Annotated in this window: 19 protein-coding genes; 6 read left to right on the top strand and 13 right to left on the bottom strand. The window is 62.2% G+C overall.

The window, feature by feature from the left end:
- Positions 1-84: 84 nt before the first annotated feature.
- Positions 85-555, bottom strand: a complete 471-nt coding sequence (locus LVD08_RS17215) for a prepilin peptidase (RefSeq protein ID WP_097089922.1) — start codon at positions 553-555, stop codon at positions 85-87.
- A gap of 75 nt (positions 556-630) precedes the next feature.
- Between LVD08_RS17215 and LVD08_RS17210 the strand changes: the two genes are divergently transcribed.
- Entirely contained in the window at positions 631-1,077 is a 447-nt protein-coding gene (locus tag LVD08_RS17210; RefSeq protein WP_247268742.1) for a TadE/TadG family type IV pilus assembly protein, read from the top strand.
- A complete protein-coding gene (locus tag LVD08_RS17205; RefSeq protein WP_247268741.1) occupies positions 1,074-3,827 on the top strand; it encodes an ATP-binding protein in 2,754 nt (917 codons plus the stop codon). The genes LVD08_RS17210 and LVD08_RS17205 overlap by 4 nt, the downstream gene beginning before the upstream one ends.
- Here the strand turns inward: LVD08_RS17205 and LVD08_RS17200 are convergent.
- From LVD08_RS17200 to LVD08_RS17180, 5 genes are all read right to left on the bottom strand, one after another.
- On the bottom strand, positions 3,824-5,821 hold the full coding sequence (locus tag LVD08_RS17200; RefSeq protein ID WP_247268740.1) for a pilus assembly protein TadG-related protein: 1,998 nt from the start codon (positions 5,819-5,821) through the stop codon (positions 3,824-3,826). The genes LVD08_RS17205 and LVD08_RS17200 overlap by 4 nt on opposite strands.
- Positions 5,822-6,073: 252 nt before the next feature.
- Positions 6,074-6,631 carry a DUF4136 domain-containing protein gene (locus LVD08_RS17195; protein WP_247268739.1) on the bottom strand — a complete coding sequence of 186 codons (558 nt, stop codon included), beginning with the start codon at positions 6,629-6,631 and terminating at the stop codon, positions 6,074-6,076.
- A gap of 51 nt (positions 6,632-6,682) precedes the next feature.
- Positions 6,683-7,294: a DUF4136 domain-containing protein gene (locus tag LVD08_RS17190; protein ID WP_247268738.1), complete on the bottom strand. Its 612-nt coding sequence runs from the start codon at positions 7,292-7,294 to the stop codon at positions 6,683-6,685.
- 12 nt (positions 7,295-7,306) lie between these two features.
- Entirely contained in the window at positions 7,307-8,056 is a 750-nt protein-coding gene (locus LVD08_RS17185; protein WP_247268737.1) for a methyltransferase, read from the bottom strand.
- The gene (locus LVD08_RS17180) at positions 8,056-8,358 is read right to left on the bottom strand and encodes a MazG-like family protein (protein WP_007951009.1); all 303 of its coding nucleotides are present in this window, start codon (positions 8,356-8,358) and stop codon (positions 8,056-8,058) included. The genes LVD08_RS17185 and LVD08_RS17180 overlap by 1 nt, the downstream gene beginning before the upstream one ends.
- 160 nt (positions 8,359-8,518) lie before the next feature.
- On the opposite strand from LVD08_RS17180, the gene LVD08_RS17175 reads away from it, so the two are divergent.
- Together LVD08_RS17175 and LVD08_RS17170 are read left to right on the top strand one after the other, a co-directional pair.
- Positions 8,519-8,812 carry a hypothetical protein gene (locus LVD08_RS17175; RefSeq protein ID WP_007963021.1) on the top strand — a complete coding sequence of 98 codons (294 nt, stop codon included), beginning with the start codon at positions 8,519-8,521 and terminating at the stop codon, positions 8,810-8,812.
- 151 nt (positions 8,813-8,963) lie between these two features.
- Complete coding sequence (locus LVD08_RS17170; protein ID WP_247268736.1) at positions 8,964-10,313, top strand: MATE family efflux transporter; 1,350 nt, start codon at positions 8,964-8,966, stop codon at positions 10,311-10,313.
- Here the strand turns inward: LVD08_RS17170 and LVD08_RS17165 are convergent.
- The 7 genes from LVD08_RS17165 to LVD08_RS17135 all read right to left on the bottom strand — a co-directional run bounded on the left by LVD08_RS17165 (position 10,307) and on the right by LVD08_RS17135 (position 17,876).
- Entirely contained in the window at positions 10,307-11,182 is an 876-nt protein-coding gene (locus LVD08_RS17165) for an alpha/beta hydrolase (protein WP_247268735.1), read from the bottom strand. The genes LVD08_RS17170 and LVD08_RS17165 overlap by 7 nt on opposite strands.
- 12 nt (positions 11,183-11,194) lie before the next feature.
- Positions 11,195-11,989, bottom strand: a complete 795-nt coding sequence (locus LVD08_RS17160) for a DUF4123 domain-containing protein (RefSeq protein ID WP_247268734.1) — start codon at positions 11,987-11,989, stop codon at positions 11,195-11,197.
- On the bottom strand, positions 11,986-13,323 hold the full coding sequence (locus LVD08_RS17155) for a contractile injection system protein, VgrG/Pvc8 family (RefSeq protein ID WP_247268733.1): 1,338 nt from the start codon (positions 13,321-13,323) through the stop codon (positions 11,986-11,988). Before LVD08_RS17155 ends, LVD08_RS17160 begins: the two co-directional genes overlap by 4 nt.
- Positions 13,324-13,554: 231 nt before the next feature.
- Positions 13,555-15,468 (bottom strand): arginine decarboxylase, encoded by a 1,914-nt coding sequence (gene speA, locus LVD08_RS17150; protein ID WP_003221289.1) that lies wholly within the window; start codon positions 15,466-15,468, stop codon positions 13,555-13,557.
- 219 nt (positions 15,469-15,687) lie between these two features.
- Positions 15,688-16,059: a translation initiation factor Sui1 gene (locus LVD08_RS17145; RefSeq protein WP_007914613.1), complete on the bottom strand. Its 372-nt coding sequence runs from the start codon at positions 16,057-16,059 to the stop codon at positions 15,688-15,690.
- Between the two features lie 188 nt (positions 16,060-16,247).
- Positions 16,248-16,805, bottom strand: a complete 558-nt coding sequence (locus LVD08_RS17140; RefSeq protein WP_247268732.1) for an NUDIX hydrolase — start codon at positions 16,803-16,805, stop codon at positions 16,248-16,250.
- 3 nt (positions 16,806-16,808) lie between these two features.
- Positions 16,809-17,876, bottom strand: coding sequence for a DUF2333 family protein (locus tag LVD08_RS17135; RefSeq protein WP_007963034.1), 1,068 nt, complete (start codon positions 17,874-17,876; stop codon positions 16,809-16,811).
- Positions 17,877-18,302: 426 nt separating this feature from the next.
- Between LVD08_RS17135 and gcbA the strand changes: the two genes are divergently transcribed.
- Both gcbA and LVD08_RS17125 read left to right on the top strand, forming a co-directional pair.
- The gene (gene gcbA / locus LVD08_RS17130) at positions 18,303-19,973 is read left to right on the top strand and encodes a diguanylate cyclase GcbA (RefSeq protein WP_027613596.1); all 1,671 of its coding nucleotides are present in this window, start codon (positions 18,303-18,305) and stop codon (positions 19,971-19,973) included.
- A gap of 51 nt (positions 19,974-20,024) precedes the next feature.
- On the top strand, positions 20,025-21,971 hold the full coding sequence (locus tag LVD08_RS17125; RefSeq protein ID WP_247268731.1) for a methyl-accepting chemotaxis protein: 1,947 nt from the start codon (positions 20,025-20,027) through the stop codon (positions 21,969-21,971).
- Positions 21,972-22,030: the final 59 nt, after the last annotated feature.

The following is a 22,030-nucleotide window of genomic DNA, read 5'->3' as shown; positions in this document are numbered from 1 at the left end:
TTCTGCACTTTGGCGATGTAACGACTTCATTTGAAAGTAGACGCACTTTCCGACTATGTACATAGGACTAGTGGCATCTGGCGACTAATGGATCCAATGTATCGAAGCCAGTACACCTGCCAGCACGAACGGTGCAAATGGCAGCTTCTTTGACGCTCCTGGCTCTAAATATCGAAGACGTTCTCTAAGCCATTGACTCATATGAAGCCAGACTCTTGGCGCGACCAGCAGCCAGAGTAAACTGGCGATACCAGCGCCGATAAACGCACAAAGAATGAATAAACCGTTCGTCGCAAGGCCCATGGCTGTCATTAATTTCACATCGCCTGCGCCCATCCGGCCCATGAAATACCCAGGAACGGTCAACATCAGGGCGATCGCGGCGGCCCACCATCCCTGCTGCGCATCGGCTCCGAACCAGGTCGTGCCAGTCGCCAGCAAATGGATCAGCGCCAGCGCTCCTGCACCGAACGTCAGCACATTGGCGATACGCCGTTGCCGGGCATCCTGGGCGGCGCACAGGGCCAGCCAGATCAGGAGAACTAAACTCTGCATCCGGTTAAATCCATCCGATTTTGCTGAATGATTCTATGCTGATACTACGCAGTGAAAGTCAGGGTAGACGCACTCATGAAAACCGGCTTCGCAAAATCACAGGCAGGCGCAGTGGCGATCGAATTCGCCTTGGTATTCGTGATTTTTTTTGCCGTGTTCTACGCGCTGGTCAGTTACAGCCTGCCGTTTCTATTGATGCAGAGCTTCAACGAGGCGACGTCCGAAGCCGTGCGCCGCAGCGTCGCGGTGGATCCGAATACCCCCGGTTATGCCTCGGTGGTGGTGAGCACTGCCAACACAGCGTTGACCCAACAGTTGCAGTGGGTGCCATCCGCGCTGAACCTGGTGGTCGGCGTCGATACCTCGGCGGTGTATGACGCCACTCAAGGTACGCTGACGGTCAGAGTCGATTACCCCACCAGCAAGCTCAATCAGGTCATTCCATTTCTGGTGCTGCCGGGCGTGGGTGCAGTGCCGAGTCTGCCCGCCACCCTCTCCGCCGCGTCGAGCCTGAAATTTTGACCGCCGGCGACAATCTGTTCGGGCGCCTGCTCAAGCGCGCGCCACCGCCGGCCAACGAACTGCCCGATCATCTCGGCGCACCGCCGCTGGGCCTGCACCTGCAACTGAACCACGACGGCGGCGTATTGCAGATCGCCGGGCCGTTGCGCCACCAACTCGCGCTCGCGCAACAGCCACCCCACGACTCGCCGCTGCCGTTGTCGGCTTATTTACTCGCGCACAGTACGTTGGCAATTGAAGGCCGCCCGCAGGACTGGCAAGGGCAAATACTCGATCTGGATTTTCCCGGCCTCAGCGATCAGACCCTGCACCTGCGCGGTTGGGTGCAGCCTTCGGCCGAGGGCTGGATGCTGCAACTGATGGACATCGGCGACCTGCTGCTGGAGCGCCAGCAGTCGCGCAATCGTGAAACCTGTCAGGCCCTCGCCGGGCAGATCAGCGAACACCTGCGCGTCTGCAACCTGACGCGTTTGCCGATGGTGCTCAGCGAGCAATTGCAGGCCATCGCCCAGCGCTGGCATATCCCGTGTCTGGCCATCGCCCTGCTCGACGAACAGGCACAGGGCTGGCAGATCTACGAGCAATATCGCGCCCACGACGCGCCGCTGCTGTGGCAGTATGGCCAGCGTCTGGGCACGCCGCTCGACAGCCTCAACGGCAGCGCGCCGCAACGCCTTGGCGCCCATCATGGTTTGTACGAACACGCGCGGGTGGAGGCCACGTTTGGCAACGCCGATGGTTTCGCCGTGCCCTACAGCGATGATCGTGGGGTGGTCGCGTGGCTGCTCTGCGGCTTCTACAACGTGGACGTTGCCGCCCCGCACCTGAACGACCGCGACTGGATGGCCCTGACCAGCGCACTGGCCGGCCCGTTACTCAGCCGCCTGCGAGAACAGCAACATCATCACTACACCGAACGCCTCGAATCGCTGCAGACCCTGCTTGGCACCGGTTGGTGGGAAATGCTCGGTGACGAGGTGCTGCTGGCCCCGTCGCTGCTCAACGTATTGTCGGCGGACAGTGCGCGCATGCCAGTGCAAGACTGGCTGGCACTGATTCATCCGGCCGACCGCGAAGAACTGCGCAGTCGTCTGCATGCCCTGCAATTGCACGGCGAGCCCCTGACCCTGTGCGTGCGCCTGCACCGCAGCGGCCCCGGACAAACGCCCCTGTGGTATCGCGTTCAGGGCCAGGTCGCCGGCAGCGGTGAACAGCGGCGGCTGGTGGGATTCATGCTCGACATCAGCGACATCCAAAACCAGCAGCAACGCGCCGAAGCCGCCCATGCGCGGCTGGATAACCTGATCGCCAGTTCGCCGGCGGTGATTTATGTGCAGCGCTACGTCGAGGGTGCGCTGCTTCCCGACTTCTTCAGCGCCAGCCTGCAGCCGCTGCTGGGCTGGACGCCGGCCGAGGGCTGCGCCGCCGACTGGGTGCAACTGATTCACCCCGAAGACCGCGAGCTGTATTTCGCTCGCACCCGGCAACTGTTGCGCGAAGGCTCGGCGCGCGCGCGTTTTCGCTTGCGCGACGCACGCGGCGACTACCACTGGCTGCTCGACGAAGCCAAACTGCTGCGCAATGATCTTGGTCTGCCGGTCGAAGCCGTCGGGCTGTGGCTGGACGTCACCGAAGCGACCCTCGCCGCCGAACAGGTCAGACACAGCGAAGAGCGTTACCGGATTCTGGTGGAAGACTCTCCGGCGATGATCTGCCGTTATCGCCCGGACCTGACCCTGACCTTCGGCAACCGGCCGCTGGCGACCTACCTGGAATGCACCCCGGAGCAATTGCCGGGGGTCGATCTGGGCAGTTGGATGTCCGACGAACAACGCGCCGCCTTCGTCCAGCGTCTGGCACTGCTGACCCCGGAGCTACCAGTGAGCACTGCCGAAATCAGCCTGCAATTACCGGGGCGCGAACATGCATGGTGGGTGTGGTCCGATCGCGGGGTGTTCGATGAACACGAGCGCCTGCTTGAAGTGCAGGCCGTGGGCCGCGATAACACCGAGGTGCGACGCTCGCAGCAGCAACTCACGCAAAGCGCAAAAATGGCTACCCTCGGCGAAATGGCCACTGGTCTGGCCCACGAAATCAATCAGCCGCTGAACGTGATGCGCATGGCCATCGTCAACGTGCTCAAGCGCCTGGGTAACGGTGATGTGCAGATCGACTATCTGACCGACAAACTCAATCGCATCGACGCCCAGGTGCAGCGCGCCGCGAAAGTGGTCGATCACATGCGCGTGTTCGGCCGTCGTTCGGAGATCGAGCAACAACTGTTCAACCCGGCCTCGGCCATCGAAGGCACCTTGTCGTTGCTGGCCGAAGGCATGCGCGGCAAAGGCGTCGACCTGCGGATCAGCGAAACCGCTTTCAGCGTGCAGGTGCGCGGTTACGTCGATCAGTTGGAGCAGGTGCTGATCAACCTGATGGTCAACGCCCGCGATGCGCTGCTCGGCAAACGCGAGAAAGACTCATCGTTCAAGCCATGGATCTCGATTTATGCCGAGCGCGATGAGCATAAGGTGCGACTGTGGGTCGAGGACAACGGCGGCGGCATCGACCCGCGCTTGCTGGAGCGGATTTTCGAACCGTTCTTCACCACCAAACCGGTGGGCGTCGGCACCGGGCTGGGGCTGTCGGTGAGCTACGGCATCATCGAAAACATGGGTGGTCATTTGAGCGTGCGCAACTCGCCGGAGGGTGCACGTTTCTGCATCGAGTTGCCGATTGCCCCGGACGCCTAAATCACCAGATAGGCCTTGCCGGTCTGGCCGCAGGTCATGTTGGCGCCGACGTCGACGTCCATCAGGTTGATGCCCAGGCTTTTCAGCAGGTTGTTGAGCAAGGGGTCGAGCAATGGGCTGAGCACGCTGGTCACCACGGGCAACAAACGGCTGCTGACATCACTGATCAACGAGGCCACTCCGGTGACAATGGCACCGAGCGGGTTGCTGCCGACCGGTTGGTAAACGATCAGGTTGATACCCGCCAGGGTGTTGCTCAGGCTACCGACGATATTGTTGGTGGGAATCGCCGATTGCACGCTGGAGGGCAATTTGAGGTTGGGCGGAGTCGCGAACGGCGTGCCACTGGAAAACACCAGGTCCTGTGAATTTTGCGCGACCGGGGTGTCGAGTTTGATCGCGATGCCGCCGGCACCGTATTGAACACGGGTCGCGGCGTCGCAACTGCCGAGGCCGAGAATCTTGTGGCAGGTCACGATGCCCAGATCCACCAGCGGTAAAGGCGAGACCACAGGCTCGGCCGCCGATGAAAAGGCGTTGGTCGGATCAATCTTGCCAAGTTTGAGGTCTGCAATCGACGTGACGGTGTGGGCTGTCAGGCTTTTGGTGCCGGTAGTGCCGGTCGGACAGCTGTAGTCCGTGACATAACTTTTCGCGCCGCCGGCATCCAGCGCGATATCGATTTGCGGGCTCGGCAGCAGTTTCGGATCGAGTTGCTCGCAACCGGCGCCCAGCAGACAGAGCACGGAGTTGAGCGTGTCGACCAGATTCAGACTCAGCAGCGCATTGAGGGTCGGGGTCAGTGTGCCGACCAGCCCCAACACCGCATTGGCCAGCCCGGCCACCCCGGACAACACCGGCAGATTCACCGAGAGCATCGTGCGAATCTGCGCCGTGCGCACATAAATCCGATCCGCCCCCAATGGGTTGGCCTTGGCCCGCGCCGGATCACCAATCGCCGAGAACTGCGGCGGCTCGATCACCTTGACCCGCACCGTGACATTCGCCAGCCCCAGCACGCTGATCGGCAAGGTCGCGGCCACCGCGCTTTTGCTGTTGGCCAGTTGCACCACACCCTGAATCAGTTGCAGCAGTTGCAGGTTGGCATCCAGCCCGGCGGCGGTGGTGCCGGTCTGCAACTGCAGGATGTCGCCGAGTTTGACCGGCGCAGCATTGATCGCCGCAACCTGCAGCTGACCCAGCGCAGTAATCACCGTGGCGGTCGCGCCATTGAGCTGCACCACCGTCGCGGCCGCCTGAATCAGTTGGGTGACCGTGGCCTGGGTGTTGAGCAGTTGCGTGTAGTTGCCGGCGGCGACGTTGAGGTTGATCGCCAGTTGATTGAGGTAACTGAGCAGGTTGATGTCGGTGTTGAGCAGACCGTCCCAACCCAGTGCCGTGAGGTTGACGTTGCCGCCGAGCAGCCCGGAGAACAGCGGATTGAGAATGTTCGACTGGGCGGTGTTGATGCTCGCCAGCGTACTGCGGATGTTCAGTTGCGCAACCGTCGGGGTCGGTTGCGCGGCGACGGCTGAGGCGTTGAGTGTGGTGTTCAGACTGACCGTCGAGCCGCTGAACAGGGCCTGTACGCCGCCGGCAAAACTGGTGGTCACCGTGCGGCTGGCGACCACTTTGATCGCGCTCGACCGGGTGGCATCGACGGTAAACGCGCGCAGCCCGCTGACCGCGGTCTGCACACTGCCGCAGGTCGTCGCGAGGGTGTTGTTGCTATCGATGATGTAGCCATTGCGCACTGCGCTTTGCCCGGCATAAGTGGCTGCACTGAGGCCTGACTGACAATTGCCGCCGCGACTGACCGCTTCCAGCGCCGCACTGTCGACCACCCGCTGCAACTTGCGCTGCTCCATGTACAACCGACCGGTGTCGACCACCAACAGCATCAACACCAGCGCCAGACTGAGGGTGGCAGCCGCCATCAACCCGATCGCCCCGCGTTGCCGGGCCGGGCCGTTGAACTGCGTACGAGGCGACATGGCGCACTCCTTTGCCGGCGCGTTGCCGAGCGCTACCTCCGATGGTGGATTTGAGTGTAGACGGCGCTAATGGCAACGCGCCATTTGGTGCTGCACAAAACCCTGCAGACCTCGTCTTCTCGCGAATGCGCTGTGTCATTCCACATGGATGTGGCTGACACGCCGTCTTCGCGAGCAAGCCCGCTCCCACAGGGAGATTTGTGGTGGGGCAAAAAAATGGGAGCCTCTTGGGCTCCCTTTTTTTACAGCGAACTAGCGCGGTGGATAGTTGGCCAGTATCCGGGCCACCGTTTCGCGCACCGCGTTGCTGCGATCCTGCGGATTGGGCGTGCTGCTGAGCATCTGTTCATCGCTGCCGCGCCACACCAGTTTGCCGTCCTTGCCGTCGAGCAGGTCGATCTGGATCGTTGCCACCTTGTAGGTGATGTTGCGGGTTTCGTTGTACATCGGCGCGCCCCAATACCCGTTCCACGGGCCACCCCAACCGCCGCCGTAGTTGGTGGTCACTTGCTGCTGGCGATCCTCGACAATCAGGTAGGTCTGCACGCTCAGGTCGCCTTTGGCCCCCGCCGCGGCGGGACGCAGACCGCGCTGGTCGAGCTGATCGCTGACGGCCTGGCGGATGCGTTGCTCGGTCAGGTCGCTCTTGATCCGTGGATCATCCGGGCGATATTGCAGCGCGGGTTCTTTCCAGCTCCAGCTGCGATAGGCGGCGAAATCGCGGCTGGCGTCAAAGTCGTGATTGACCTGGTTGGCGGCGCAGGCACTGAGCAGCGCGGCCATGGCCAGTAAAGCGAAACGACGGAACATGGTTGTTCTCCGGTTGAAGGCCTGAACCTGCGAAGCGTTCTCACCTGAAGTCTAGCTCGGCGGATAGGCCGACAGGGCTTTTTCCAGAGCCTCGCGAATCGCGTCGGTGCGCACCAGTTGGCTGCCCTGATTGGCGGTTTCGGCGCTGGCGCTCCACACCGGTTGCCCGGTGCCGGCGTCGAACAGATTGACCTGCACCACCACGACCTGCTCCTGATAGGTGCGAACAATCGGCACAGTGTTGTACATGCCGTAACCGCGACTATAACGATCATAGCCGCCGTACCCACCGTAGTAGCCGTAGTCGTCCTGCACCTGACGCAAGCGGGTTTCCAGACGCAGATTGGCGCTGACCAGCAAGTCGGCCGGACGGTTGTCGTGCAACGGACGCAACCCGCGTTGGTCCAGCGCGTTGCTGACGGCTTCAGCCACTTGCGCCGAGTCGGCCCAGGCCGTGCCCGGCGGCAATTGCCCGTTGAGCCAGGCCCAACTGCGATAGCGCCCGTAATCACGCGGTGGCGCCGGGTAGGCGCTGCGATCAAAGGTGTTGGCCGCTTGCGGCGGCGCCGGCGGCAACGGCCGCGACTGCGCGACATACGGGTTGCTGCCTTGGCAGGCGGCCAACCCCAGACAGATCAGCAATAAACCGGATTGAGCTTTCATGTGGTGCTCCGATCAGATCGGCCGGCAGATCCAGTGCAAGTAACGCCCAAGCCCGGCGAAGCTTGGGTGGCGACGGTGAGCGAGCTCCATCTCCAGCAAATCCACGAGTTCGGCGCGGGCCTGAAATTCCACCGGCATGTAGTCGTGGAAAACCCGGATCCCGCTCTGGGTTTCGACCTGCCACAACCCTTCGAGTTGCGTTGCCAGCTCCCGCGGATCAAGCGGCTGCTGCGGGGTCAGGCTCTGCTTTTCACCGGCCATGGTGTTTTTGCGCATTTTCTTGAAATGGCCCTTGAGCAGATTGCGATAAATCAGCGCATCACGGTTGTAGAACGCCAGCGACAGCCAGCCACCGGGCTTGGTCAGTTGATGCAGCACCGGCAGGATTGCGTGTGGCTCGGCCAACCATTCGAGCACCGCGTGGCAGATCACCAGATCGTAGGGTTCGGTGAGCTGACCGAGCAGTTCCTGCCACGGTGCCTGAATGAACGTCGCGCTCTGCCCGGCTTCGGCGAAGCGCTGGCGGGCACCTTCGAGCATCGGTTCGGCCGGCTCGGTGAAGGTCACTTCATGGCCGCGTTCGGCCAGCCACAGCGACATGTGGCCCAGACCGCCACCGACGTCCAGCACGCGCAGCGGTCGGTCCGGCAATGCTTCGGCCAGGTCGGCCTGCAACACCGCGAGACGAATCGCGCCTTTGGCGCCACCGTAGATTTTTTCGGCGAAGCGGGTCGCCAACTGATCGAAATGCCGGTCGCTCATCAGCTGAACCGCCGTTCGCTGTCGGCGAGCTTGCTGCGCACCACTTCATTCATGTCCAGCCCCAACTCGCTGCACAGCAGCAACAGATACAGGACGATATCGCCGACTTCCTGCCCGGCATGCGCCAGTTTGTCCGCCGGCAACTGGCGTGACTGGTCTTCGGTCAGCCACTGGAAAATCTCCACCAACTCGGACATCTCGACGCTGGCGGCCATGGCGAGGTTTTTCGGGCTGTGAAATTGCCGCCAGTCATTGCGGTCGCGAATGGCGTGCAGGCGTTCGGTCAGTTCAACAAGGTTCATCGGGCTCTCCTGAAGGCGTATAGCTTCGGGGGGATGTCGGCTGAACGCAAGCGGCCATGGCTCGCTCCCACACAGGATTGAGGCAAACCCTCTATAGTTGCAGGGAACTCGGCCACCCGCGCGGTGGCCCAAGGCTCAGCTCTTTCATCAGGATGCACACATGCAGGTAGAAAGCTTTTTCGAATGGCTCGGCCAGGCACTCGGTTCGATCATCCGTTTCATCGTCGACGGCCTCAGCGGCCTGTTCAACATTCTGAGCAACGCCGGCGGCAATTTTGTCGATGGCCTGGCGAAGACGCTGGGCATGGACACTTCGATCATCAGCATCCTCGCGCTGATCGTCGGCCTGATGCTGCTGTGGTCGGCGATTCGCGCGTTCATGAATGCGTCGATCATTGCCGGGATCATCTGGCTGCTGTTGGGGTTGTGGTTGTTGAGCTGGATTATTCATTAGCCCTTGTGGGAGCGAGCCTGCTCGCGAAGGCGTCAGATCAGTCAAAACTGTTCTGAATGACACACCGCTTTCGCGAGCAGGCTCGCTCCCACATTGGTTGCATCGCAGGCCGTACGAATCGCTACAATCCCCGCTCCCCCAAGGAGCCCGCATGTCCAACCTGATTGCCGACTGGCGCGACCGCCCGACTCACCGCAAGGTCTGGGCGCTCGCCGCGCCGATGATTCTTTCCAATATTTCCGTGCCGCTAGTGGCGCTGGTTGACAGCACCGTAATCGGCCACCTGCCCCACGCCCATCAGTTGGGCGCAGTGGCGGTCGGCGCCAGCCTCTACACGTTTCTCGCCTGGGCCATGGGCTTTCTGCGCATGGGCACTACGGGGTTTGCCGCTCAGGCCGCCGGGCGCAGCGACGGCGCGGCGTTGCGGCAGATTCTGTTGCAGGGTTTGCTGCTGGCGCTGGGACTGGCAATCGTGCTCGGCACTCTCGGCGTGCCGTTGAGCGGCGTGGCCCTGCACTTCATGCAGCCGTCGGCCGAACTCGATCAACTGACCCGCGAGTTCTTCCACACCCGGTTATTCGGGCTGCCGGCAGCGCTTGCCAGTTACGCCCTGGTCGGCTGGTTTCTCGGCACCCAGAACGCCCGGGCGCCGCTGGCGATTCTGCTCAGCACCAACCTGATCAACATCGCTCTCAATCTGTGGTTCGTGATTGGCCTGGAATGGGGGGTGGTCGGTTCCGCCCGGGCCTCGGTGATAGCCGAGTGGAGCGGCGCCCTGCTCGGCCTGTGGCTGACCCGTGGCGCGTTGCGCGCCTATCCCGGGCACATCGTCTGGGCCGCGTTGAAGGTGTGGCGGAGCTGGCGCCCGTTGCTGGCGGTCAACCGCGACATTTTCATCCGCAGCCTGGCGCTGCAATCGGTGTTTTTCCTGATCACCGTGCAAGGCGCGCGCTTGGGCGATGCCACGGTGGCGGCGAATGCGCTGCTGCTCAACGGCCTGCTGTTGACTGCGCATGCGCTGGACGGTCTGGCCCATGCCGTCGAAGCGTTGTGCGGACACGCCATCGGCGCCCGCGACCGGCTCGCCCTGCGCCGTTCACTGGTGGTGGCCGGCGGCTGGTCGTTGCTGGCCAGCGTCGGTTTTGCCGCGCTGTTTCTGTTGGGCGGACACTTGTTCATCGAGATGCAGACCGACATCCAGAGCGTGCGCGATACCGCGTTCATCTACCTGCCCTATCTGGCGGTACTGCCGCTGATTGCGGTCTGGAGCTACTTGCTCGACGGCCTGTTCATCGGCGCCACCCGCGCCCGAGAGATGCGCAACGGCATGCTGCTGACCGTCGCCCTGCTGCTGCCGTTTGCCTGGGCGCTACAAGGGCTGGGCAATCACGGCCTGTGGATAACGTTTCTGCTGTTCATGGTCTTGCGCAGCCTGACCCTCGGCGTATTCGCCCTGTGGCTGCGGCGCGACGACGGCTGGTTCAGCGGCGCCGCTCACTGAGCCGGTGTGTGTCTGACGAACCCGACGACCTGATCGAGCACTGGCGCCAGGTGCCGCAGCGGCCGCGACAGACTCGCCACCAGCGTCACATGATTGGGGCGCGAGTAGTACAGATCCTGCACCGGCACACCGGCCTCGCGCAGTTTGCGCGCCAGGCCTGCGGTGTTGCGCGTCGGGTTGACCAGATTGTCCTTGGTCGCGGCGATCAGCAGCGCCGGAGGCTCGCCCTGCCTGACATGGTTGATCGGCTGCGATTGCGGCGGTGAGTCCGGCCAGAAGAATACCGGACGCACCTGCGGATTCTGGATGGGCAGAAAATCATACGGTCCGGCCAGTCCGATCCAGCCGCTGAGGTCTTCTGGCGACATGCCCACCGCACCCAGCAGGCCAGGATCCAGCGCCAGCATCGCCGCGTTGTAAGCGCCGGAACTGTGGCCCATCAGGTACAGCCGTTGCGGGTTGCCGGAGAACTCGCGAATATGCGCCCGGGTCCAGGCCACCGCCCGCGCCGAGTCTTCAAGAAACAACGGATAGCGCACCTGCGGGTAGAGCCGATAATCCGCCAGCACCGCTACAATCCCCCGCGACGCCAGCGCCTCGCCGACAAACGCGTAATCGCCACGATCACCGCTGTTCCAGCTACCGCCGTAGAAGAACACCACCACCGGCGCGTCCTCCAGCGGCTGGCGCGGCACGTAGACGTCGAGCTTCTGTCGCGGATCATCGCCATAGGCAATCCCGGCGGTTTTGTGGAACGTGTCGTCGGGGGTCAGCGCATTGAGCACCTTGACCGGGGAACATCCCGTCAGCACCAGCAGCAGAAACCCGCCGAGGACTGCGCCGAACCGCTGCCACAGAGGATTTGTCATGGATGTCGCACCTCAAGATTGATCGTTCTGCCACTGTCGCCGCACATGCTCGAGCCGTTCCTGCTGGCTCAGCCCGTCCGGCACGTCTGGCAATACCGCTCGGGGATGCTGCAAGCGTAGCCACAACCAGCCATCCAGCACCGTGCGGTCGCTGAAATCCAGGCTCAGCCCCTCCTGCACATGGGAGGCCATGCGCGAGTAGTCGGTTCCCATTGATTGGCACCAGCGCCAGATGTGTTGTTCCAGCAGGCAGCTTTGCAAACGTTCGCGCTGACGATGGGTGAGGCTTTCGTCGATCCCCAGCGGTTCGACCGCCCACTGCGGGTTGCGCAGTTGCTGCCAGCCCTGACTGCCGATGGCGAGGTCGGCCCAGGTGCCGCCGTACCAGCGCAGCAGACGAATCGGCCCGAGCCAGCGGCTCAAGTCGGCGGCGTCACAGGCGTCGAAGAAATAACTTGCCGTCTGGCGGTTGTAATAACCGAGCAAGGCACGGTGATTGAGCCCGAACGAGACCGTCAGCATCCGTCGCAGGTGGCTCAGCATTACTGCCTGCGAGGCATCACTGGCGAACAACAACCCGCGCCAGGTCTGCGGATCACGCTGACACAGCGCCGCCAGTGCCGGGCAGTCATGCAGGTCGACCAGCAGCGGACCGTGCTCGCTTACCGCTTGAAACTCGGTGCCCTGGAACAGCCGCGTGCAACGTACGCTGGCGAACCCCTGGCGCAATGTCGCCAACGCCTGCTGCGCATCGGCGCCATCGAGCAACAGCCACTGTACCTGCGGGGCAAAGCCGACGCCGCTCAAGCGGCGCCGTCCTGATCCAGCGACGCGACCAATCGGCAACTGCAGATCGACGCCGTGCAGTGGTTGTAACTGCCGCCGCCGGGCATCAGACACAACAGCAACAGCGGTTCGGCAGACTTGAGCCATTGCGCCAGGCCCGCGCTCGGCAGCACGTCCGGCAGCGCCAATGGCGCTTCGCAGTCTTCGATCACCGCCGGCTCCTGCAGCACACCACTGATCACCGGCTGATCCGGATCGCCTTCATGAAAACTCACCACCACTTCAACGCCTTCGCGCAACGATGTCAGTGAGGCGTCGCTCAACGCTGCTGCGAGCGGCAGCCAACAATGGCTGGCGGCAGCGCCTTCGCCCTGATAAAGCCAGTCGAACTGCACCGCCACCGGCCGCTGATCGTCGGGCTGCGGTTCATCGACCGTCACTACCCATGCACGTTGCAGACTGTGCATGCGCGGCCTGGCACAGGTGCTCGTCAATGTCGGCAGTTGCGCTTGGGCAGCGGCGACGATCCGGTTGCTGTAAGACGGCTCGCTGGCGGGATCGGCACGATGCTCGATCCGGCTCAGCAACCAGCGGCGGTTGCATTCGGCAAACGGATGCGCGGTCAACGCCAGCCACTGCGCGGCGCGCAAGGTCGGCAGATCGCTGTGGCCATAAGCTTTGCCGGCCTGCGCCGAACCCGCGTCCACATCGCTGGCGTCCACTTGCATCTGCCAGCGTCTTACCGCCGGGGTGCTCGCGCCATCGTCCACAGACGCCGCGCCGGCCACGGGAAAACGCCCTGGATCATCGACAAAGACCAGACAGTGTCCGTCCGGTCGGTGCTCGAAGTAGTAGTGGATCCGCGCCTGCGCGCACAGCCGCTGCACGAATTGCAGGTCCGACTCCCGGTACTGGGTGCAGAAAGTGTGCACCGGGTATTCGCACTGCAAATCAAAACGCCGTTGCGCACCAACGATCCCATGCTCCTTGAGCACCTGCGCGAGGATCTTTGGCACGCACTGGCTGCTGAAAATCCGCTGACTGAAACGCAGCGCCAGACAACTCAGCTTCGGTCCCAGTGTCACTCGACACAATCGGGCGCCCTGATCGTGCTCATGCTGAACGACACTCTGCAATTGCCCGCTCAGGCCATTGTGTCCGGGACCGAACTGCAGGAACGCCGAGCGGTAAAGCAGGCCGACCAGGTCCAGTTGCGGATCATTGATCAACAGATCGATATCAAAGGCGAAGGGTTCGCTGATGCCCTCACTTCCGGTAAAGGCCAGCACCTCGAAGGGCTCGGGCAGCCCCGCTACATCGAGACGAAACGACGGCTCGTTGACTGATTCGAACATGGGCGGATCTCTACAGGAGGGGCGGCCGGGGATTCTCGCCGAGAGCCATGGCCGAGTAGAGAGCTGAAGTACAACTTAGGAAATGACCTACGCGAAAAGCAGACCGGATCACTTCTCCGGCTGTGGCAGGCAATTATTTCGCAGGGGATTTGGGAAATGTCCCACCGGGTCATCCGAATTTTCCACAGCTTGAGGGAAAATTTCAGACAACCCGGTGCAACAGCACCTGACTCAGGAAGACAGGTAGGAGGAGCGGGTCAGACCCAGACGCAAGGCATCGAGGAACTGCGTGCGCTCGCTGGCACTGATGCGGGCACTGGCGCACTTGTCGCGGTAGTGGGTCATCAGTTCTTCCGGCGACAAGTGCACGTAACGCAGCATGTCTTCGATGGTGTCGTGGGTCTCGATACCGGCGTGGTACACGCTGCCATCGGCGTTCTGGTAGATGTTCACCGAGTCGGTGTCACCGAACAGGTTGTGCATGTCGCCGAGGATTTCCTGATAGGCGCCGACCAGGAACACGCCCAGCAGATAGTCTTCACCTTCGTTCAGACCGTGCACCGGCAGGCTGGTCTCGATGCTCTGCTCGTCGACGTACTGGTTGATCTTGCCGTCGGAGTCGCAGGTCAGGTCTTGCAGCACGGCGCGACGCAGCGGCTCTTCGTCCAGACGATGCAGCGGGATGATCGGCAGCACCTGATCGATCGCCCAGGTGTCCGGCAGGCTCTGGAACACCGAGAAGTTGCAGATGTACTTGTCGGCCAGCTTGTCGTTGAGTTCGTCGAGCACCTGGCGGTGCGAACGCTGACGTGCCTTCAGCGAGTTGTGCAGGCGACGGCACACAGCGAAGTAGCACTGCTCGGCCAGGGCCTTTTCCGCCAGGGTCAGTTTGCCGTCGGCGTACTGCGAAGCCACGTCGCTCATGTAGTGCGTGGCGCGCCAGTAAGTCTCGGTGACCATCTCGATGTCGGTCGGGCCGAGCAGGTCCACCAGCCACTGCACGGTTTCCGGCAGGTTTTCCTTGTTTTCGATCAGCGGGATTTCGTCGTTGTGTTTCTCTACGTCGGTCACCTGCACCACCAGCATCGCGTGGTGCGCGGTCAGCGAGCGGCCGCTTTCGGAGAAGATGTGCGGATGCGGCAGGCTCTGCGCGTCGCAGAACTCCTTGAGCATGCCGACCACGACACCGGCGTAATCGTCCATGTCGTAGTTGATCGAACTGGCGTTGCGCGAGTGAGTACCGTCGTAGTCGACACCCAGACCGCCGCCGACGTCGATGTGATCGACCGGCAGACCCAGGTTGCGCAGCTCGCCGTAGTAACGGATCGCTTCCTTGAAACCGTGCTGGTAGTCAGCCAGGTTGGCGATCTGCGAACCCATGTGGAAGTGCAGCAGACGAATGCCCTGATCGAGGCCGGCCGCGCGGAAGCGCTCGACCACCGACAGCAGTTGCGCCGCCGACAGACCGAACTTGGATTTCTCGCCACCAGTGTCCGCCCACTTCGACGACGCCAGCGACGACAGGCGCACGCGCAGGCCGACCTGTGGCTTGACCTTGAGCGAGGCGGCTTCTTCGATCACCAGGCCGACTTCGGATTCTTTCTCGATGACGATGAACACATTGTGGCCGAGCTTCTGCCCCATCAGCGCCAGACGGATGAACTCGCGGTCCTTGTAACCGTTGCAGACGATGGTGCCGCCCTTCGGCGCCAGTGCCAGCACTGCCAGCAACTCAGGCTTGGAGCCGGCTTCCAGACCGATGGAAACGTTCTGGGTGGCGATGATGTTCTCGATCACCGCTTCTTGCTGGTTGACCTTGATCGGGTACAGCGCGGTGTACTTGCTCTGGTATTCCAGGCGCTCGATGTTCGAGTCGAAAGCACCGGTCAGTTGACGGACACGGTCTTGCAGGATGTCGGGGAAACGTACCAGCAACGGCAGAGACAAGCCGCTCTTGCGCAGTTGGTCGACTTGTTCGAACAGGTCGATAGGCGAGCTGCTCGGGCCGTTCGGACGAACTTCGACGCGACCGGCGTCATTGATCGCGAAATACCCGGCCCCCCAATGGCGAATCCCGTAAACACTGCGGCTGTCCGCAACTGTCCATTGGCTGCCATCGTCTTTACGTGTGCGTCGTACGGACATCGAAGTCCCCTATAAAGAAGTCATAGTGCGTCGCCTGATCGCAGGCCGGCGCAGTCTAAAGAATGAAAATGACGGTTCGTCAGCGCGGCGGTAGACCGCGCTGACCGCGTGTAGTTTAGAAACCGGTCATGAACAGGCTCTGTGAAAACCATGGAGACGACGCCGGATCTGAACTGCTTCAGTGCCGGATCAAGCCGCAGATGGATTTCACAGAGGCTGCTAGCCGCCGGACTTCTTCGCTTTGAAACCGTGTTTGATCAGCTCAGCCAAGAGTAGCTCGACATGATCGCCCTGGATTTCGATGATCCCGTCCTTCAACGCCCCACCGGTGCCGCAACGTTTCTTCAACGTTGTCGCCAGCTCCTTGAGGGCGTCTTCGGCCAGTGGCACGCCGGTAATGGTGGTCACCGTTTTGCCGCCACGGCCCTTGCTCTCGCGACGCACGCGGGCAATGCCGTCCCCGGCCGGGATCACGGTTTGTTTGCAGATACAGGCGTCCACCGGTTTACTGCATTCCGGGCAATGACGACCTGCGTCGGTGGAAAATACCAGGCCACCAAGGGCGGCGAAGGATGCGGCTTTTTTGGCCACCGGCAATCCTCTTGGGAGGACAAAGACTGATCGCGACCTTGGGCAAGGTCATCGACCGCGAAGCCCCACTCAGGCAGGGGCAGCGCTACTGCACCGTGCGCTTGAACAAAAGCAGGTCGGTGCAGCTTGAAAAGGTCGCGCAGTGTAACGGCAAAAAGCGCAATTGCTAAGAGCCAATCGGCGCCAATTTATGTGTTCTTTGCGACGCCGCTTTGTTGAGCCTTCAGATAGCGCTTCAACGCGGCCAGAGAGTCCGGGCAGTAAGGCTTTTGCTCGATTTCCTGCAGCACCTGATCGACCGGAATAAAGCGTGCTTCCAGCACTTCTTCCGGCTGCAGTTCCAGCGGGCCGTCCCACACCGCGGAAAATGCCGAGCACCACAGGCGATTGCCGGTGTCCTCGAAGAAAAAATGATCGTGGGCGGTCAGTTCCACCCCGCTCACCCCCAACTCCTCTTCCAGCTCGCGGGCCGCCGATTCGGCGTAGGTCTCATCGGCCTGCACCATGCCGCCGGCTGCCACATCCCAGTAACCGGGATAGATCGCCTTGCTCAGGGTGCGCCGGTGTACGCAGAGCTCACCAGCGGAATTGAACAACATGATGTAGGTGCCGCGCCCGATCAGCCCGCGCTCACGCAGATCGGCCCGCACCAGGGCGCCGAGCAAGTTGTCCTGCTCGTCGACCCAGGCGATCTGTTCGGCATCGGAGGCGGCGCGGTGCGCCGCCTCTTTGGCGCTATCGACCATGACTCAGCCCTGATTGAGCAATTGACGCAGATCGATCACTGCGGCGTTGGCCCGGGAAATGTAGTTGGCCATGACCAGCGAGTGGTTGGCCAGCACGCCGAAGCCGCTGCCATTGAGGATCATCGGGCTCCAGACCGGCTCCTGCGATGCTTCCAGTTCACGGATGATCTGGCGCACGCTGACCGTGGCGTTCTTTTTCGCCAGCACATCGGCAAAGTCCACTTCGATGGCGCGCAACAGGTGCGACAGCGCCCAGGCCTGACCGCGTGCTTCGTAGAACACGTTGTCGATCTGCATCCACGGAGTCTCTACGACTTCCTCGTCAACTTGCGGTACTTCGCCAACCGCCGGCACTTCGGTTTTCAGCGCGGTGTTGAGCTTGACACGGCCGACACTGGCGGACAGGCGTTGCGACAGCGAACCCAAACGGGTGCCGACATCGCCCAGCCAGTTGTTGAGGTTGTCGGCGCGGGCGTAGAACAAGGCGTTTTTCTGCGTTGGATCAGACAGACGCGCCTGGTAACGGCTCAGGGAGTTGATGCCTTCCTGATATTCCGATTCGCTCGACGGCAGGATCCAGCTCTTGTTGTCGAAGTTGAAACGCGGTTCGGCCTTGGCCAGATCAGCATCCTCGGCCGACTGCGACTGCGAACGGGCAAAGTCCTTACGCAGGGCACGGGTCAGGTCACGCACCTGCACCAGCACGCCGTATTCCCAGCTCGGTGTGTTGTCCATCCACAGGCCAGGCGGAAAACGGTCGTTGGAAATATAACCGCCCGGTTTGTTCAGCAACGTACCGGCAACGGTCTTGAGGGTTTCGACCGTGGTGTAGCCGACGACCATCTGCTTGCCTTCTTTCTCGGCAGCCGCCTGGGCGTTTTGTGCCACCGGAAACAGCGCCGGCTCCTGGCTCCAGTACCAGCCAAGGCCGATGGTCACCAGCAGATAAATGCCGATCAGCGTGGCCAGCGCGCGGCTGAACAACAGCCCGCCCACATAGCTGCGGGTGGCCGACTTCGGCTCAGCGGCACGTTCAGGCGCGCTGCCCGCGCGGTTCTTCCAGTCCAGCATGGCGATATCCTTTCAATCACTTGGGTTCAACGGTTCGACCACAACCATACAACAACGTGCCAAGGCCGGCACCCGCCATTGAAGAGAAGCAGAAAATCCACGGAACGCGCGGCATCGACCCGCAAATTCTCTAGGGGTTTCCCTGATACAGCGCCATCAACAAAGCTGCGAAACAGGCATTTGCAGATCAGCGTCTGTCTGCAGCACAGCGTGGTGCACACAGGCTTGTTTACGCTTCGAGCAGCACCATATGCCCGGTTTTCGGGAGGCTCACCGACGAACAGGTTCAATCCGATACCGCCCGGTCAGAAACTGAATTGTGCAGCACCGCAGATTATTGATTCACGACACTCATATAAGGGAAAAGAGGTGCTAGCATAGAGCCACCAGTCGATCTCAGCATGCGCCCTAACTAGTAGTCAGGATATGACCGAGCCAGAAGACCCCAGCCGTGAGCGCCTCAAGCACCACTTTGCCCAGCGGGTAATTCATCAGGCACGTCAGATTCTTGAGATATGGCAGCGCCTGCAACGCAGTGAGTGGTCCACCGCCGACCTCGCCGAACTGAGCGAGGCCAATCTGCGCCTGCTGCGTTTTGCCGAGCGCTTCGAGCAGCCCGAGCACACGCAACTCGCGCGTCATATCGGCCAGTCGCTGGAAGCGGTGGACGCCAATCGCGGACGCCTGAGCAGCGGCCTGATCACTGACCTCAATCGTTTGATGCAGCGTCTGTCGCGCACCGGTCTGCGCCACGGTGATCAACTCGACCAGACCTTCCTGCCGCCGCTGCGCAAACCGATCTACGTCATGTTGCAGGATCACGACCGCGCCGAGCGGCTGGCCAAGCAGTTGGAGTTTTTCGGCCTGACCGCGCAGGCGCTGGACAGTGTCGCGGCGTTTCGCTCCTCGATGGTCGAGCGCTTGCCCGCCGCGATCGTCATGGACGTGGACTTCAGCGGCGCAGGCGTCGGCCTGCAACTGGCTGCCGAAGCCCAGGTTGGCCTGGAAGAACCGCTGCCGCTGCTGTTTTTCAGCCTGCACGAAACCGACACCCCGACGCGCCTCGCCGCCGTGCGCGCCGGCGGCCAGGAATTTCTCACCGGCACCCTCGAAGCGTCGAGCCTGCTGGAGAAGATCGAAGTCCTGACGTGCGTCGCCCAGTACGAACCTTACAAAGTGCTGATCATCGACGACTCTCGCGCCCAGGCCTTGCACACCGAGCGCCTGCTCAACAGCGCCGGTATCGTCACGCGCACCCTGATCGAACCGATCCAGGCGATGGCCGAACTGGCGGACTTCCAGCCGGATCTGATCATCCTCGACATGTACATGCCGGCCTGCACCGGCACCGAACTGGCCAAGGTCATCCGCCACAACGACCGCTACGTCAGCGTGCCGATCATTTATCTTTCGGCCGAGGACGATCTGGACAAGCAGCTCGACGCCATGAGCGAGGGCGGCGATGACTTCCTTACCAAACCGATCAAGCCTCGGCATCTGATTACGACGGTGCGCAACCGCGCCGCCCGCGCGCGCAATCTCAAGGCACGCATGGTCCGCGACAGCCTCACCGGCCTGTACAACCACACGCACATCCTGCAATTGCTCGAAGACTGCTCGTTCCGCGCCCGTCGCGAGAACAAGCCGCTGAGCTTTGCCATGCTCGACATCGACCACTTCAAGCGAGTCAATGACAGTCACGGCCATCCGATGGGCGACCGAGTGATCAAGAGCCTGGCGCTGTTCCTCAAGCAACGCCTGCGCAAGACCGACTTCATCGGCCGGTACGGTGGCGAAGAATTCGCCATCGTCATGCCCGACACGGATATAGAAGCGGCGCACAAAGTGCTCGACGAGATCCGCCAGCGCTTCGCCGAAATCCACTACCCGGCGCAACCGCACGATTTGTGGTGCACCTTCAGCGCCGGCGTGGTGGAAATGCACGAGGATTCCGACAGCCTGATGATGGCCAGCCAGGCCGACGAAGCGCTGTACCGCGCCAAAGGTGCCGGACGCAATCGAGTGCAGACCGCACGCGACTCAAAGCAAAGTGCCACCTTTTCATCGGAATCCACTGATTCGGTCATAACCCTGTAACAGAACCGCAATAAATTCAGGCGCTTACCATTTCTGCCGTTGGTAGCCGTCATGCGCCTGAAGTTGCTCACCAATCTCAACACTCTGCTGCTGGTCACCGTCTGCGTGGCGCTCGGCGCGACGCTGTGGTGGTCGCAAAAAGCCTTGGAGCGTCCGTATCTGTTGATGGAGCGCTACCTCGGCCTGTCGCAGCAATTTCAGAATGACGTGGCACGCAATGTCGAGGACTACCTCGCCAGCGGCGACGCCCTGCGCCTGAGCAGCGCCAGCCAGGCCATCGACGGCCTGCAGAAGGAGCTCGGCGAACTGCCGCCGGCACAGGCCGAGACCCTGCGGCCAAGCCTGTCGAGCCTCGAAGAGTTCAGCAAAACCGACCTGCTCGCGGCCGGCAAACTGGCCGGTGATCCGCAGGCGTTGCTGTTGCAAGCCGAACGCGAACTGAGCGCCAGTCTCGATCAACTCAGCACCTACGCCAATGGCAACGCGACGTATCTGACGCCGCTGCTCGTCGCTTCGCAGCACTTGGGCAAGCTGTCGCTGGCCCGCGACAAACTGGTCAGCAGCGGCCGCAGTGAACTGGCCGCCGACGTCGAGCGCGAAGTCGACAACATCCTCACCCAGGCTCAGGCCATCGACGCCCTGCCCCTGCTCGGCGTGGTCGCCAAGCATGAATCCGGCAGTGATGATTTCGCCGCGATGATGGGCATCGAAAGCACAGAAAAAGCCGCAGCCGAAGACGCCGGGGTCGGCCTCAAGCGCGAACTCAACAGCCTGCTCGGTCGCTACCCGGCGGAGCTGGCACGTACCCGCGAGCAGATCCAGAAACGCACCGATCTGAGCACCGCGACCCATTTGAAGATCGCCGCCGTGCAACAGGCGATCGCCGGGCTTGAGCCGGTGGTACGCGCCCAGCACGGGCAGATTCAGGGCGAAGTGCGCCTGATGCAGGGCGTGATGATCGGCCTGATTCTGGTGATCGCCCTGCTGATCGACACCCTGCAGCGGCGCCTCGCCCGCACCCTGACCAACCTCGCGCCGGCGCTGTCGACCTGGGCCGAAGGCGATTTCAGCAACGACATTCAGTTGGGCAAGACCAACCGCGAACTGCATGACATCGAGGCTTCGCTCAACCGCTTGCGCGCGTATCTGGTGGATCTGGTCGGGACGATTCGCGGCAACGCCGAACAGGTCGCAGGCAGCAGCCGCACCCTGGCCGAGCTGAGCAATGACCTGCACACCGGCGCCGAGCATCAGGCGGGCGACACCGCGCTGATCCGCGATTCACTGGGTGAGCTTGAAGCGACGATTCAGCAGGTCGCTGGCGATGCACGACAGGCCGCCGATGCCAGTCGCCATGCCGGACTGGCCGTCGAGCACGGACAGACCGTCATCGGCCAAAGCCTCACCGGGCTGCACGCACTGGTCGGCGAAGTCCAGGGTAATGCGCAAATGATCGAGCACCTGGCCGAAGAGTCGGCGACCATTGGCGGCGTACTGACGGTGATCCGCTCGATCGCCGACCAGACCAACCTGCTGGCGCTGAATGCGGCGATCGAAGCGGCGCGGGCCGGGGAAATGGGCCGTGGTTTTGCGGTGGTGGCCGAAGAAGTGCGCTCACTGGCGCAACGCACGGCGGGCGCCACGGCAGAGATCCAGACACTGATCGCCGGCCTGCAAACTGCTGCCCGACAATCGGTCGAAGGCATGCGCGCGCAAGTCGAACACGCCGAAGCCACTGCCAGTCAGGCACAAGCGGCGGACGGCGCGCTGGATAAAATCGTCGGCGCGATCCAGACCATTTCCGACACGGCGATCCGCATCGCCGATATTACCGCTCAGCAAAGCGGCGCGGTCAGCGAGATCCGTGATCACAGCGAGCGGATCCATCAATTGGGCGGGGATAACCTGCTGCGCATCGGCGAAGGTCGCGAACAGGGCGAGAACCTGCTGGTATTGGGCGGGCAATTGCATACCGCCGTGCAGGCATTCCGCGTCTGAAAAATCGCCTTCGCGAGCAAGCCTGCTCCCACATTGGAATATGTACCCCTGTGGGAGCG

The sequence above is a fragment of the Pseudomonas sp. YL2 genome, assembly GCF_023063025.1.
Taxonomy (GTDB): Bacteria; Pseudomonadota; Gammaproteobacteria; order Pseudomonadales; family Pseudomonadaceae; genus Aquipseudomonas; species Aquipseudomonas putida_A.
The sequence above is the reverse complement of the archived record's forward strand: the minus strand, read 5'-3'. Positions and strand labels throughout refer to the sequence as shown.

Excerpts from the sequence above, each read along its gene's own strand:
- LVD08_RS17215 (WP_097089922.1), bottom strand. The coding sequence starts at position 555 with ATGCAGAGTTTAGTTCTCCTGATCTGGCTGGCCCTGTGCGCCGCCCAG.
- LVD08_RS17210 (WP_247268742.1), top strand. The coding sequence starts at position 631 with ATGAAAACCGGCTTCGCAAAATCACAGGCAGGCGCAGTGGCGATCGAA.
- LVD08_RS17200 (WP_247268740.1), bottom strand. The coding sequence starts at position 5,821 with ATGTCGCCTCGTACGCAGTTCAACGGCCCGGCCCGGCAACGCGGGGCG.
- LVD08_RS17195 (WP_247268739.1), bottom strand. The coding sequence starts at position 6,631 with ATGTTCCGTCGTTTCGCTTTACTGGCCATGGCCGCGCTGCTCAGTGCC.
- LVD08_RS17190 (WP_247268738.1), bottom strand. The coding sequence starts at position 7,294 with ATGAAAGCTCAATCCGGTTTATTGCTGATCTGTCTGGGGTTGGCCGCC.
- LVD08_RS17185 (WP_247268737.1), bottom strand. The coding sequence starts at position 8,056 with ATGAGCGACCGGCATTTCGATCAGTTGGCGACCCGCTTCGCCGAAAAA.
- LVD08_RS17180 (WP_007951009.1), bottom strand. The coding sequence starts at position 8,358 with ATGAACCTTGTTGAACTGACCGAACGCCTGCACGCCATTCGCGACCGC.
- LVD08_RS17175 (WP_007963021.1), top strand. The coding sequence starts at position 8,519 with ATGCAGGTAGAAAGCTTTTTCGAATGGCTCGGCCAGGCACTCGGTTCG.
- LVD08_RS17170 (WP_247268736.1), top strand. The coding sequence starts at position 8,964 with ATGTCCAACCTGATTGCCGACTGGCGCGACCGCCCGACTCACCGCAAG.
- LVD08_RS17165 (WP_247268735.1), bottom strand. The coding sequence starts at position 11,182 with ATGACAAATCCTCTGTGGCAGCGGTTCGGCGCAGTCCTCGGCGGGTTT.
- LVD08_RS17155 (WP_247268733.1), bottom strand. The coding sequence starts at position 13,323 with ATGTTCGAATCAGTCAACGAGCCGTCGTTTCGTCTCGATGTAGCGGGG.
- speA (WP_003221289.1), bottom strand. The coding sequence starts at position 15,468 with ATGTCCGTACGACGCACACGTAAAGACGATGGCAGCCAATGGACAGTT.
- LVD08_RS17140 (WP_247268732.1), bottom strand. The coding sequence starts at position 16,805 with ATGGTCGATAGCGCCAAAGAGGCGGCGCACCGCGCCGCCTCCGATGCC.
- LVD08_RS17135 (WP_007963034.1), bottom strand. The coding sequence starts at position 17,876 with ATGCTGGACTGGAAGAACCGCGCGGGCAGCGCGCCTGAACGTGCCGCT.
- gcbA (WP_027613596.1), top strand. The coding sequence starts at position 18,303 with ATGACCGAGCCAGAAGACCCCAGCCGTGAGCGCCTCAAGCACCACTTT.
- LVD08_RS17125 (WP_247268731.1), top strand. The coding sequence starts at position 20,025 with ATGCGCCTGAAGTTGCTCACCAATCTCAACACTCTGCTGCTGGTCACC.